Here is a 12730-nt window from a genome sequence, read left to right as displayed (position 1 = left end):
GCCCCCCCCCCCCCCCCGTCCCCCCCCCCCCCCCCCCCCCGCCACCGGCAGCCGCGGCAGGGCGACCTGGTACAGCCAGGCGTCGAAGAGCTCCACCAGCGAGCGCGCGGCGTACCGCTGCGCGTGCACCATGAAGTCCGCCGTGGTCGCCACCGAGCCACGGCGGCTGGGCGCCCACTCCCGCAGCATCCGCAGGAACGGTTCCTCACCCAGTTCGCAGCGCAGCGCGTGGATCGTCAGGCCGCCGCGCTCGTAGAGCCGGTCGTCGAACATCAGCTTGCGGGTGGGGTCGGCCAGCCGCAGGTCCTGCGGCAGCGCGGCCACCATCCGGTGCGCGTCGGCGGCGTGCGCCTGCGCGCTGCGCCCGCCCGAGCGCTCCGCCCAGAGCCACTCCGCGTACTTGGCCAGGCCCTCGTTGAGCCAGATGTGCCGCCAGTCGGCGACCGTGACGCTGTTGCCGAACCACTGGTGGGCCAGCTCGTGCGCGACCAGCCGCTCCGAGCCGCGCGCGCCGTCCACGTGGTTGGTACCGAAGACGGCCATGCCCTGCGCCTCGACCGGCACGTCGAGTTCCTCGTCGACCACCACCACCGCGTACTCGCCGAACGGGTACGGCCCGAAGAGCTGCTCGAACAGGCGCAGCATCTGCGGCTGGCGGCCGAAGTCGGTGGCGAAGCGCGGCACCAGGCGGGGCGCCACGTAGCCGACCTGCGGGACGGCACCGGGCTCGGCGTCCACCAGCAGGACCTTCTCGAAGCCGCCGATCGCTATCCCGACCAGGTAGCTGGAGGTCGGCGCGGCCTGCTCGTAGACCCAGGTGGTGCTGCTGGCACGGGTGGTACGGGTGAGCAGCCGCCCGCCGGTGACCACCGTGTACGGCGAGGGGGTGGTGATCGAGATCTGGTACGACGCCTTGTCGGCCGGCCGGTCGTTGCACGGGTACCAGGACGGCGCGCCGATCGGCTGGCTGGCCACCAGGGCGCCGTCGGTCAGCTCCTCCCAGCCCAGCCCGCCCCACTGGCTGCGCACCGGGCGCGGGTTGCCGCTGTAGTGCACCTCGACGGTGAAGGCGGTGCCCGCGGTCAGCGGCCGGGCCGGCTTGACCCGCAGCTTGCCGCCGCGGTGCGCGTAGTGCGCGGCGCGCCCGTCCACCAGGACCCGGCCGATCCTGAAGTCGGCCAGGTCGAGGACGAACTCGCGCAGCGCCTCGGGGCCGGCCAGCGCGCTGAGCCGGGCGGTGCCGCCCAGGCGGTTGGGCCCGGGGCGGTAGTCCAGCGCCAGCTCGTAGCGGTGCACCCGATAGCGCGGGTCGCCGTGTTCCGGAAAGTAAGGGTCGACCTGCTTGCCACCCACTGCTTCGACCGCTCCCTGTTCCGTCCCGCTGATCACCGAACCACCGACCACACAGGCTATGCCTTCGCCTGCCAGGCTTCGATCGGGTTGCCCAGCCAACGGGTGTCCGCCGGGACGGACTCCGCGCTCATCACCAGCGAGGCCGGCCCCAGCGTGCTGCGGGCCCCGACGGTGCTGCCGGGCAGCACGATTCCGCCCGGGCCCAGCGTGGCGCCCTCGCGGAGGACCACAGTATCCATGCGCATGATCCGGTCGTGGAAGAGGTGGGTCTGCAGCACGCAGCCGCGGTTGATGCTCACCCCGTCACCCAGGGTGACCAGGTCGGCCTCGGGCAGCCAGTAGCTCTCGCACCAGACGCCGCGCCCGATCCGGGCGCCCAGGCCGCGCAGCCAGAGCACCATCACCGGCGTGCCCGGCACGGCGCCGACCAGCCACGGCACCGCGAGCACCTCGGTGAAGGTGTCGGCCAGCTCGTTGCGCCACACGAAGCCGCTCCACAGCGGGTGCTCCACGGCCCGGAAGCGCCCGACCAGCAGCCACTTGGCGGCCAGCGAGACCAGGCAGGCCAGCACACCGGCACCCAGCAGCAGCACGCCGCCGAGCAGCGCGATCAGCCACGGCTCGCGCAGCGCGCTGAGCGCGGCGACGGTCAGGACGGCCAGCGCCACCGAGCAGAAGACCGGCACCAGCCGGGCCACCTCCACCAGGCCGCGGGCCCAGAGCAGCCGCGCCGGCGGGTCGTAGGTCAGGCTCTGGTCGCCGGCCTCGGCCGCGCGCGGCAGCTTGACCGGCGGCAGCCCCAGGTACGAGCTGCCCTTCTTGGCCTTCTTCGGGGTGGCCGACAGCACGCCCACCAGGCCCCGGTCGGGGACCGAGCGGCCCGGCGCGGTCATCCCGGAGTTGCCCAGGAACGCGCGGCGGCCGATCTCGGCGCGCCCGATCCGCAGCCAGCCGCCGCCCAGCTCGTAGGGGGCGATCAGGGTGTCGTCGGCCAGGAAGGCCCCCTCGCCGACGGTGGTCAGGCTGGGCAGCGCCAGCACGGTGGAGACCTCGGCGCGACGGCCGACCTTCATGCCCAGCAGGCGCAGCCAGACCGGGGTGATCAGACCGGCGTAGAGCGGGAAGAGCGTCTCGCGGGCCAGGTCCATCAGCTGGCTGGTGGTCCAGGCCTGCCAGCCCACCCGTCCGTGCAGCGGGTGGTAGCCGGTGCGCAGGCCCACGCTCAGCAGCCGCACCGCCCCGGCCAGCAGCGCCGCGTACACCAGACCGAAGACGAGAGCGGCGGGCGCGACCGCGAGCAGTGCTCCGCTCAGCGCCGCACCGAGCTGGTCCGAGGGCGCGACGAAGAGGCTGGTCAGCAGCAGTGCGGGCAGCGCGGCCAGCACCGGCAGCAGGGAGAGCGCGAAGCCGGAGGCGCCGTAGGCGGCCGACCAGCCCAGCGAGTGGCCGGGGCGCTGCTTGGGCCAGCCGTGCTCGGCGCGGCCCAGCTTGACGGCGGGCGCGCCGCCCCAGCGCTGGCCGGTGGGCACCTGACCGGTGACCGAGGAGCCCGGCGCGATCTCCGCGCGCTTGCCCACCCGGGCGCCGGGGAAGATCGTGCTGCGGGTGCCGACCACGGCGCCCGCGCCGACCCGGACCGTACCGATCTCCAGGCGGTCGCCGTCCAGCCAGTGGCCGGACAGGTCCACCTCGGCCTCGATTGCGCTGCCACGGCCCAGCCGCAGCAGGCCGGTCACCGGCGGCATCGAGTGCAGGTCGACGTCCGGGCCGATCCGCCCGCCCAGCGCCCGCCCGTAGCGGTTCAGCCAGGATCCGGAGAGCCCGTCGGCCCCGCTCGCCTCGGCGAGCCGCTCGGCGGCCCACAGCCGCAGGTGCACCGAGCCACCGCGCGGGTAGCTGCCGGGTTGCACGCCGCGCAGCAGCAGCCGCGCCCCGCCGGCCGCGACCGCCAGGCGCCCGGGCGGGCTGAAGAAGAGCAGCGCGCCGCAGGCCACCAGCCACCACGAGGCGGTCGGCGCCCACGGGTAGGCGCCGAACCAGTGCAGCAGGTTGCCCGCCGCCAGCAGCCCGGTCGCCCAGCGCAGCCCGGTGACGGTGAAGAGCGGGATCAGCAGGAGCAGCTGCAGCAGCCTGCTGCGCAGCGGCAGCGGCGCGATCTCGCGGGTGGCGCCGGCGCCCTGCGCCGAGCGCTCCAGGTGGCGGGCCAGCTTGCGCAGCACCGGCTGCTGGTAGATGTCGAGCACGGCGGCGGCCGGGTAGCGGGTGCGCAGCAGCGTGGTGAGCCGGGCGGCGGCCAGGCTGCCGCCGCCGATCGCGAAGAAGTCGTCCTGCGCGCCGCTGACCGGCACGCCGAGGATCTCGCTCCACTGCTCGGCCAGCCAGGCCTCGGTGCCGTACAGCTGCTCGGCGGGCCCGGAGGCCTCCAGCTCGGGCAGCGGCCAGGGCAGCGCGTTGCGGTCGACCTTGCCGGAGGTGCGGGTGGGCAGCTCCTCGACCTGGGCGAGCAGCGGCACCAGGGCGGCCGGCAGCTCGGCGCGCAGCTTCCGCACGGCCGCCTCACGGTCCCAGCCGTCCTGGGTGACCAGGTAGCCGACCAGCAGCTGGTTGCCGCCGCGCGCGGTGCGCACCGCGGCCGCCGCGCCCGCGACGCCCGGCAGGGCCTGCAGCGCGGCGTCCACCTCGCCCAGCTCGATCCGCCGCCCGCCGAGCTTGATCTGCTCGTCGGCGCGGCCCAGGAAGAGCAGGCCCTCGGGCTCGGCGCGGACCAGGTCCCCGCTGCGGTAGGCGCGCTCCCAGCCCAGCGAGGGCAGCGGCGCGTACTTCTCGGCGTCCTTGGCCGGGTCCAGGTAGCGGGCCAGGCCCACCCCGCCGATCACCAGCTGGCCGCTGGCGCCCATCGGCACCGGCTCGCCGGCCTCGTCGACCACGGCCAGCTCCCAGCCGTCCAGCGGCAGGCCGATCCGCACCGGGCCCTCGCCGGTGAGCAGCGCGCCGCAGGCGACCACGGTGGCCTCGGTGGGGCCGTAGGTGTTCCACACCTCGCGACCCTCGGTGACCAGGCGCTCCACCAGCTCGGGCGGGCAGGCCTCGCCGCCGAAGATCAGCAGCCGCACGTCGCTGAGCGAGTCGGCCGGCCAGAGGGCGGCGAGCGTGGGGACGGTGGAGACCACGCTGATCTCCTGCTCGGCCAGCCACGGGCCCAGGTCGGCGCCGCTGCGCACCTGCGAGCGCGGCACCGGCACCAGGCAGGCGCCGTAGCGCCAGGCCAGCCACATCTCCTCGCAGGAGGCGTCGAAGGCCACCGACAGCCCGGCCATCACCCGGTCGCCCGGGCCGATCGGCTCCTCCTGGAGGAACATCGCGGCCTCGGCGTCCACGAAGGCGGCGGCGCTGCGGTGGCTGACGGCGACGCCCTTGGGCTTGCCGGTCGAGCCGGAGGTGAAGATGATCCAGGCGTCCTGCTCGGGGGTCGGCCAACCCGCCACGCCGCTGCCGGGGCGCAGCACGGTCAGCTCGCGGCCCGCGCCCAGGACGGCGGTCACCCCGGCCTCGCCGAAGACCAGGTCGGCGCGCTCCTGCGGGTCCTCGGCGTCCACCGGGACGTAGGCGGCGCCGGCCGCCAGCACGCCCAGGATCGCCACGTAGAGGTCGTTGGTGCCGGACGGGACGCGGATGCCGACCCGGTCGCCGAGCCCCACCCCGGCGGCGGCCAGCTTGCGGCGCTGCGCCTCCACCTCGGCGGCCAGCGCCCGGTAGCTGAGCACCGTGCGCCCGTCGTCCAGCGCCGGCTCCTGGGGGTGGGCGCTCACGGTGGCGGCCAGCACGTCCACCAGGGTGCGGGCGTCCGCCGCCGGGCGGGCGCCGAACAGGGCAGGCTCGGTGGCCGGCCCGCCCGGCTCGGGCCGGTCGTCCAGGGTGGTGATCTGCGTCATGACAGCCATGCGGTCCTCGTCCCTCTTCCCCCACCACGGCCGCCGCAGGAACCCGGCTGACCAGCGGGAATCCGCACGGTCGGGCGCCCTGCCCCGGCCCGGAGCAAAACAACCCGGTCGAGTCTAGCCCGGTGACCGGCTGTGTGAAGAGTGCCAACTGGCTGTTCCGAGAAGCCAACTGGGCTTGGAATGAGCGAAACTGACACCTCGTCAGGCGTGATGTCTCCTCCTGGGTAACAGGCCTGACGGACCGTCAGTCGAATTGACGGTCCGTCAGGTTTCGGCGACAGATGTGACCCAGGCAACACCGTACCGGTGGGTACGGCGGCGCGCACGGTGGAGGGGGCCGTTCGTGCAGGTCAGCCGCCTGTGGGCGGGCCGGTCGCCAGGACGCGGCGCGCCGTCGCGGGTCAGAAGCGGAAGACCGGGCCGGTCCTGGTGTGCAGGCCGCACGGGTTGGCGAAGGAGTGCCGCCACCGCACGGGGGAGCCCCGCCAGCTGCCCTCCGCGCTCGCGGTGACCGGCTGGTAGAGGTGGTTGCAGAAGACGCCGGGGGTGCCGGTCAGCGCCTCGGGGTCGCCGCCGGCGGGCGCGAGGGCCTCGCAGGCCTCCCGGGCGCGGGGATGGTCGCCGTCGGTCGGCTCGCAGCGCAGGGCCACCGCGCGGGTGGCGCCGGAGCCGTCGTCGCGCAGGGTCAGCCTCAGCTGGGAGGGCGGGGTGGCGGGGCGGGCCTGGGCCGGGGTGGGGACGGTCAGGACGGCGAGAGCGGTGGCGGCGAGGGCCGCACGGATACGCAGGGAGATCACCCGGACAGAGGTACCACCGGCGGGCCCACCACGCCCAAGTCGTCACCCCATCGTGGGCGCGTCGGTCAACTCGGCCGGGGCGCGCGACTCTTCGACGCGCGCCCCGGTCAACACGCTGTCCAGCAGGCCGGGGAAGAGCAGTGCCAGCTCGGCGCGGCGCAGCGTGCTCATCCGGGCCGTCCCGCGCCGGTGCTGGCGGATCACGCCGGCCTCGCGCAGGACGCGGAAGTGGTGGGTGCTGGTCGACTTGCTGACCGGCAGGCTGAAGGCGATGCAGGACATCTCGGCGTGCCCGGCGGCGAGTGCGCAGACGATCCGCAGCCGGATCGGGTCCGCGAGCGCGTGCAGCAGGTTCGCCAGCCGGATCTCGTCCGGGGCCGGCTCCGGCAGGGTGGTGCACGCGGTGTGGTCGCCCGGGGTGTCGGTGCTCGCTGCGTCGGTCATGGGGCCATGGTACGGCAGGGGTCGTACTTCGACGATGTTCGTAGTACGGTACTTCTCGTACATCGATGTGCCCGAGATTCCGTTCCGTGATGTCCGTGCCCGAGGAGCCCCCCGTGTCAGCCGAGTCCGTCCCGTCCACCGTGCCCGCTGTCCCCGCCCTCTTCACGCCGATCACGCTGCGCGAGCTCACCGTGCCGAACCGGGTCTGGATGGCTCCGATGTGCATGTACGCGGCCGCCTCCGAGGGGCCCGAGACCGGCGTGGCCACCGACTTCCACCTCACCCACCTCGCCTCCCGGGCCGCCGGCGGCACCGGCCTGGTGATGGTGGAGGCCACCGCGGTGCTGCCGGAGGGCCGGATCAGCGCCAACGACCTGGGCCTGTGGAACGACCACCAGCGCGACGCGCTGGCCCGGGTCGCCGCGGCGGTGCGGGCGCACGGGTCGGTGGCCGCGATCCAGCTGGCCCACGCCGGGCGCAAGGCCTCCTCGCTCGCGCCGTGGACCGGCGGCGGCGCGGTCGCACCGGCGGACGGCGGCTGGCAGGCGGTGGGTCCCACCACTGAGCCGTTCGAGGGCCACCCGGAGCCGGACGCGCTGAGCGTCGAGCAGATCCGCGCGATCGTGGCGGCCTTCGCCGCGGCGGCCGAGCGGGCGCTGGCGGCCGGCTTCCAGAGCGTCGAGGTGCACGGCGCGCACGGTTACCTCGTGCACTCCTTCCTCTCCCCGCAGTCCAACCATCGCACCGACGAGTACGGCGGCTCCTTCGAGAACCGGATCCGCTTCGCGCTGGAGGTGGTCGCCGCGGTCCGCGCGGTCTGGCCCGCCGACCTGCCGGTGCTCTTCCGCACCTCGGCCACCGACTGGCTGACCGAGAACCCCGAGGACGAGCGCGAGGGCTGGACCGGCGAGGACACCGTGCGGCTCGCCAAGGAGCTCCAGGCGGCCGGCGTCGACCTGCTGGACGTCTCCACCGGCGGCCTGGTGGCCGGGGCCAGCATCCCGGTCGCCCCCGGCTTCCAGGTGCCGTTCGCCACCGGGGTGCGCGAGGCCACCGGTCTGCCCACCGGCGCGGTCGGCCTGATCACCGAGCCCGCGCAGGCCGAGGCGATCGTCGCCGAGGGGCGCGCGGACGTGGTGCTGCTCGGCCGCGAGCTGCTGCGCACGCCGTACTGGGCGAACCTGGCCGCCCGCGAGCTCGGCGCCGAGGGCCGCTGGCCGCAGTCGTACGGCTACGTCATGGGCGCGCGTCGCTGACCCGCGCCGCCTGACCCGCACCGCCTGACCACCGCCTCGCCCGGATCCGGTCGCCCGGACCTCGCCGCCCCGCTCCGCCCGGCCTCAGCGCCGGGGTGGGGCGGGGCGGTTGGCGGCTATCGGCGAGTCGCGCCCCGGACCGCGCCGGCGCTGCGCGGCGATCTGGCGGGAGATCACCACCTCCAGCAGGCACCAGACGATCCCGAAGACGCCCAGCCCGGTGAGCATCAGCGCCGGTGTCAGCGCCCTGCTGTGCGCGAACGAGGCCAGTGTCGCGTAGATCAGCGTGACCAGGGTGAACGCCAGGAAGACGAACGTTCGCACGGCGGCCGATCGCACCTCGTCCGGCATGCGTCTGCGCGGTGCGGACATCGCTGACCCCCTGGCACGTTCCCGGGGCGGCCCTTCACACCCCGCTGGAGTCCCTGCCCACCTGCGCCGACGGCAAACGGCGACCGGGCACGCCAGCACCCAGGGCCGAATATGACTGGACGTCAGCTCTGCTCCGTGCGCAAACTGTGACCGGTGGGGGAGGGTTGGCCGCGTGATGCGGCCGTGGCCCGACCGCGCCGGGATCGTCGGCCGCCCGCGGGGGTGCGGCCCTCCGCCGAGCCTAGGACTCCACGTGACCTCAGCGTTCGTCCGCACGACCCTGGTGGGCGTGCTCGCCGCAGCCGCCCTCACCGCCGGCTGGCCGGTCCGGGCGGGCGCCGCCGGCGCGCCGCTCTCCCAGGTGCGGATCGCCCGGCACTTCGACCTGGCCGGGTACCAGATGCCGGAGAACATCGCCCTGGAGCCGGACGGCGTCGTCGACCTCTCCTTCTCGGCCGCCCGGCAGATCGTGCGGCTGCACGGGGACGGGCGGATCGAGGTGCTGGCGACCCTGCCCCTGCCGGCCGACGGCACCGCCCCCACCCCCGTCACCGGTGTCCCGGTGGTGACCGGGCTGGTCCTGGCCGACGACGGCACCCGCTTCTTCCTCTACTCGGCCGGCTCGGCCGACCTGAACGGCCTCTGGAGCCTGGCGCCCGGCGGCACCCCGCGGCGGATCGCCGCCCTGCCGGCCGACGGCATGCCCAACGGCCTGACCCTGGACGAGGCAACCCATCGGCTCTACGTCTCCGACGCGCTGCGCGGCGAGATCCGGACCGTCCCGACCACCGGCGGCCCGGCCACCCTGTGGGCCGCCGGGCCCGCGCTCGCCGCCGGCGGCGCCCTGGGCGCCAACGGCCTGAAGTTCCACGGCGGCGCGCTCTGGGCCGCCAACTCCGGTCAGGGCACGGTCCTGCGGATCCCGGTGGACACCGCCGGCCGGGCCGGCACCCCCGAGGTGCGGGCGAGCGACCTGCCCGGCATCGACGACTTCGCCTTCACCGGCTGCGGCGACCGGCTCCTCGCGACCCTCAACCAGTCCGACCAGGTGGCCCTCGTCGAGCCCGACGGCACCCACACCATCGTGCTCACCGCCCAGGACGGCCTGCAGAACCCGACCTCGGTGGCGGTGCGCGGCGACACCGTCTACGTCCCCTCCGCGGCCTACGTCACCCGCACCGACCCCAACCTGCTGGTCGCCCACCTCCAGCACTGACCCGGGTTCCTCGGCTATCCCGAGCCGTCCTGGCCGCCCGCCGCCGAGCGGTGGGCCGTGGCGATCTCCTGGACGGTGTCCAGGAAGCGGCGGACCGCGGCCAGTTCGACCTCGGAGTAGCTCTCGGTCGCCGCCACCACCTCGCTGATCAGCGGGCCGAAGAACGACTGGCCGAGGGTGACCGCCCGCTCGTCCACCTCCAGCAGGACCCGGCGCCGGTCGCGGGTGTCGCGCACGCGGCGGACATGGCTGAGCCGTTCGAGGCGGTCGACCAGCGCCGTGGTGCCGGCGGAGTTCAGGCCGAGCTGACGGCCCAGCCAGCCGGGGGTGGCGAGGGTGTCCGACCGGGCGGCGTCCAGCAGGCAGATCAGGGCCCGCAGGTCGGTCGGGTGCAGCTGCTGGCGGTGCGCGAACTCGGCACCGAGCAGGTTGAGTTCGACGGTGACCGCGCGTAGCCGGTGTACCACCTGCAGGCCGGGGTGCGACCCGTCCAGTTCGTCCATGGCCACTGCGCCTCTCCAGGTGGTCGCTCGGATCTGTAGCCTAGCGTTTATCTCGCTCAGCAAGATACTTGCCAGGCGATGCTTTCCTTGGAAGCCTCGGCCCATGACCTCCGATCCGGCCGGCTTCCTGGCGGCCTACGACGCCCTCCTCGACCGCTGGCCCGTCCCCGTCGAACGGCTCGACCTGCCGTCCGAGTACGGCACCACCCGGGTCCTCGCCTGCGGCCCGCCGGACGGCGAGCCGCTGGTCCTGCTGCACGGTGGCGGCAGCACGGCGGCCGTCTGGTTCGCCAACGCCGCCGACCTGAGCCGCACCCGACGCGTCTACGCCGTCGACCGGATCGGCGAGGCGGGCCGCAGCCTGTGCGGGGAGCGCCGCCCGCGGTCCGTCGACGCGCTCGTCGACTGGCTCGGCGGTGTGCTGGACGACCTGGACGTCGGCCGCGCCGACTTCTGCGGTCACTCGTACGGCGGCTGGCTCGCGCTCACCTACGCGCTGCGCGCACCCGACCGGGTACGGCGCCTGGCCCTGCTCGACCCCACCCAGTGCTTCGCCGGCTACCGCCCCCGCTATCTGCTGCACGCGCTTCCCCTGCTGCTGCGGCCCACCGCGCGGCGGGCCCGCGCCTTCCTGCGGTGGGAGACCGCCGGCGCCGACCTCGACCCCCGCTGGCTGGACCTGTACGGTCGCGCCGCCGAACTCCCGGACGCGAAGCCCGTGGTGGGAAGGCGCCCGACGGCCGGGCAGCTGCGGGCCTGCACCACCCCGACCCTGGTCCTGCTCGCGGGGGAGAGCCGGGCCCATGACGTCGGCCGCGTCGAGGCCGCGGCGCGGGCGAGTCTGCCGCTGGTCGGGACGGCGGTGCTGCCTGGGCTCACGCACCACGGGATGCCGTACCTAGGCGCGGCCGAACTCGACCGCCGGGTCCTGGACTTCCTCGACGCATCGCAGCCGTAGCACCCGGTTCCCTGCGCCCGACGCCTCACCTCACCTCACCTCGCCTCACGCCGGCCGGGATCGCTCCAGTCCCCGCAGGAGCAGGGCGATCAGGCGCCGGGGGTCGTAGCGGGGGTCGCTGTCGCGGCCGACGCAGAGGTTGCCGACGCCGCGCATCAGCTCGAACGCCTGCGTGCCGGGTCCGATCTCGTCGGCCTCGACCGCCGCGTCGAGCAACTGCGCGCAGACGGGGACCAGACGGTCGAGGAAGTAGGCGTGCAGCGCGTCGAAGCCGCCGCCTTCCGACTGCAGCGCGTTGGCGAGTCCGTGCTTCGTGACCAGGAAGTCGACGAAGAGGTCGACCCACTGGCGCAGTGCCTCCAGCGGGGAGTCGGCCGCGGCCAGCAGGCCAGGACCGGCCTCGGCGCAGGCCTCGACCTGATGGCGGTAGACGGCGACCACGAGATCGGCCCGCGTCGGGAAGTGGCGGTAGATCGTTCCCATTCCCACCCCCGCCCGGGCCGCGATCTCACGGATCGGCGCGTCCACGCCGGAGGTGACGAACACCTCGGCAGCGGCGGCGAGCAGCGTCTGCTGGTTGCGCAGCGCGTCGGCTCGCCGGCCGCGGGCCGGGACCTCGCCGGAGGGGCTGGCAGCGGGCATCACGTTCTCCGTCCGAGGGTCTTTGACAAAGCGGAACAGTGCTCCGTATCGTAATCGGAACAACGCTCCGCTTCGATTCTAGTCGACGCCGGACGCTCCTGACCGCTTCCCCCTGCGCCGATCGGCGCGGTGGCGGAGGCCGTTGAAGGGACACCCCACCCCATGAATGACAAGACCCTCCCGATCGACACGGTCGGCCCGCCCACCCCCGTCCTGTCGGTCGCTCCGGTCGTGCTGCCCGCACCCGACCGCGCCGTGGACCTCCAGGTGCGGGTCTCCGCGCCGGTGACCGGGGGCGACCTGCCGGTGATCCTGCTCTCGCACGGCCAGGGCTACTCCCACCACCTCTCCTCGCTGGACGGTTACGCCCCGCTCGCCGGCTACTGGGCGGCGCACGGATTCGTCGTCATCCAGCCCACCCACCTGAGCTCGACCACGCTGCGCCTGGATCCCGGCACCCCGGGGGCACCGCTGTACTGGCGCTCGCGGGCCGAGGACATGCGGCGCGTCCTCGACGGGCTGGACCTGATCGAGGACGCCGTCCCGCAGCTGCGCGGACGCCTGGACCGCAGCCGGGTCGCGGTGGCCGGGCACTCGATGGGCGGGCACACCGCCAGCCTGCTGCTGGGCGCCCGGCTGACCGATCCGGACGACGGGGCCGAGGTGACCCTGGCCGACCCCCGGATCAGGGCGGGCGTGCTGCTCGCCGCGCCCGGCCGGGGCGGCGACGCCCTCACCCCGGCGGTGGCCGAGGGCCTGCCCTTCCTGCTGACCACGGACTTCTCCACGATGACGACACCCACGCTCGTGGTCGCCGGCGACCAGGACGAGTCCACCCACCTGACGGTTCGCGGCGCGCAGTGGCACACCGATCCGTACCTGCTCGCGCCGGGCCGCAAGTCCCTGCTCACCCTCTTCGGCGCGGAGCACGGGCTCGGCGGCATCTCCGGGTACGACGTCGCCGAGACCACGGACGAGAACCCCGAGCGGGTCGCCGCGGTCCAGCGGCTCACCTGGGCCTACCTGCGCAGCGAGCTCTACCCAGGGGACCGCGCCTGGCAGGCGGCGTGCGACGCGCTGGCGGCCGGACCCGACCCGCTCGGCCGGGTGGACTCCAAGTAGCACGCTCCGACCCACCGCACTCCGACCCATCGCACTCCGACCCATCGCACTCCGGCCCGTCGTCCTCGGACGCGTCGCGCTCGCCGGTGGCCCGCGCCCGCATAGGGTGCGGTCGTCACCGGCGTG

The 12730-nt window shown here is 74.7% G+C and carries 11 protein-coding genes; 4 read left to right on the top strand and 7 right to left on the bottom strand.

The features are described 5' to 3' along the window. From ABD323_RS17735 to ABD323_RS17720, 4 genes are all read right to left on the bottom strand, one after another. Window positions 1-1353: M1 family metallopeptidase (locus tag ABD323_RS17735; RefSeq protein WP_344442615.1), on the bottom strand; the 1353-nt coding region annotated here is incomplete at its 3' end. A 56-nt stretch (window positions 1354-1409) separates the two neighbouring features. Next, window positions 1410-5285, bottom strand: a complete 3876-nt coding sequence (locus ABD323_RS17730; protein ID WP_344442614.1) for a Pls/PosA family non-ribosomal peptide synthetase — start codon at window positions 5283-5285, stop codon at window positions 1410-1412. Between the two features lie 410 nt (window positions 5286-5695). Then, window positions 5696-6091 (bottom strand): SSI family serine proteinase inhibitor, encoded by a 396-nt coding sequence (locus ABD323_RS17725; protein ID WP_344442613.1) that lies wholly within the window; start codon window positions 6089-6091, stop codon window positions 5696-5698. Window positions 6092-6133: 42 nt separating this feature from the next. After that, window positions 6134-6535 carry an ArsR/SmtB family transcription factor gene (locus tag ABD323_RS17720; RefSeq protein ID WP_344442612.1) on the bottom strand — a complete coding sequence of 134 codons (402 nt, stop codon included), beginning with the start codon at window positions 6533-6535 and terminating at the stop codon, window positions 6134-6136. Between the two features lie 209 nt (window positions 6536-6744). On the opposite strand from ABD323_RS17720, the gene ABD323_RS17715 reads away from it, so the two are divergent. After that, the gene (locus tag ABD323_RS17715; protein ID WP_344442626.1) at window positions 6745-7791 is read left to right on the top strand and encodes an NADH:flavin oxidoreductase/NADH oxidase; all 1047 of its coding nucleotides are present in this window, start codon (window positions 6745-6747) and stop codon (window positions 7789-7791) included. Window positions 7792-7875: 84 nt separating this feature from the next. Here ABD323_RS17715 and ABD323_RS17710 read toward each other — a convergent pair whose 3' ends face one another. Further along, window positions 7876-8115, bottom strand: coding sequence for a hypothetical protein (locus tag ABD323_RS17710; protein WP_344442611.1), 240 nt, complete (start codon window positions 8113-8115; stop codon window positions 7876-7878). Between the two features lie 301 nt (window positions 8116-8416). Here ABD323_RS17710 and ABD323_RS17705 point away from each other — a divergent pair, with 301 nt between their 5' ends. Further along, window positions 8417-9379, top strand: coding sequence for an SMP-30/gluconolactonase/LRE family protein (locus ABD323_RS17705; protein ID WP_344442610.1), 963 nt, complete (start codon window positions 8417-8419; stop codon window positions 9377-9379). 14 nt (window positions 9380-9393) lie between these two features. On the opposite strand, the gene ABD323_RS17700 is transcribed toward ABD323_RS17705, so the two are convergent. Further along, on the bottom strand, window positions 9394-9882 hold the full coding sequence (locus tag ABD323_RS17700; RefSeq protein WP_344442609.1) for a MarR family transcriptional regulator: 489 nt from the start codon (window positions 9880-9882) through the stop codon (window positions 9394-9396). 103 nt (window positions 9883-9985) lie between these two features. Between ABD323_RS17700 and ABD323_RS17695 the strand changes: the two genes are divergently transcribed. Next, on the top strand, window positions 9986-10840 hold the full coding sequence (locus ABD323_RS17695) for an alpha/beta fold hydrolase (RefSeq protein WP_344442608.1): 855 nt from the start codon (window positions 9986-9988) through the stop codon (window positions 10838-10840). 45 nt (window positions 10841-10885) lie between these two features. Here the strand turns inward: ABD323_RS17695 and ABD323_RS17690 are convergent, their stop codons facing one another. Beyond that, window positions 10886-11482 (bottom strand): TetR/AcrR family transcriptional regulator, encoded by a 597-nt coding sequence (locus ABD323_RS17690; RefSeq protein WP_344442607.1) that lies wholly within the window; start codon window positions 11480-11482, stop codon window positions 10886-10888. Window positions 11483-11644: 162 nt separating this feature from the next. On the opposite strand from ABD323_RS17690, the gene ABD323_RS17685 reads away from it, so the two are divergent. Next, window positions 11645-12604 carry an alpha/beta hydrolase family protein gene (locus tag ABD323_RS17685; RefSeq protein WP_344442606.1) on the top strand — a complete coding sequence of 320 codons (960 nt, stop codon included), beginning with the start codon at window positions 11645-11647 and terminating at the stop codon, window positions 12602-12604. The last annotated feature ends 126 nt before the right edge of the window (window positions 12605-12730 follow it).

This window comes from Kitasatospora nipponensis, from assembly GCF_039528135.1.
Lineage (GTDB): Bacteria > Actinomycetota > Actinomycetes > Streptomycetales > Streptomycetaceae > Kitasatospora > Kitasatospora nipponensis.
Note: the sequence above shows the minus strand (reverse complement) of the source record. Positions and strands in the feature narration are given on the sequence as shown.

Bases quoted from the DNA above. Each gene is read 5' to 3' on its own strand.
- ABD323_RS17730 (WP_344442614.1), bottom strand. From the start codon at position 5,285: ATGACGCAGATCACCACCCTGGACGACCGGCCCGAGCCGGGCGGGCCG.
- ABD323_RS17720 (WP_344442612.1), bottom strand. From the start codon at position 6,535: ATGACCGACGCAGCGAGCACCGACACCCCGGGCGACCACACCGCGTGC.
- ABD323_RS17715 (WP_344442626.1), top strand. From the start codon at position 6,745: ATGGCTCCGATGTGCATGTACGCGGCCGCCTCCGAGGGGCCCGAGACC.
- ABD323_RS17700 (WP_344442609.1), bottom strand. From the start codon at position 9,882: ATGGACGAACTGGACGGGTCGCACCCCGGCCTGCAGGTGGTACACCGG.
- ABD323_RS17695 (WP_344442608.1), top strand. From the start codon at position 9,986: ATGACCTCCGATCCGGCCGGCTTCCTGGCGGCCTACGACGCCCTCCTC.
- ABD323_RS17690 (WP_344442607.1), bottom strand. From the start codon at position 11,482: ATGCCCGCTGCCAGCCCCTCCGGCGAGGTCCCGGCCCGCGGCCGGCGA.
- ABD323_RS17685 (WP_344442606.1), top strand. From the start codon at position 11,645: ATGAATGACAAGACCCTCCCGATCGACACGGTCGGCCCGCCCACCCCC.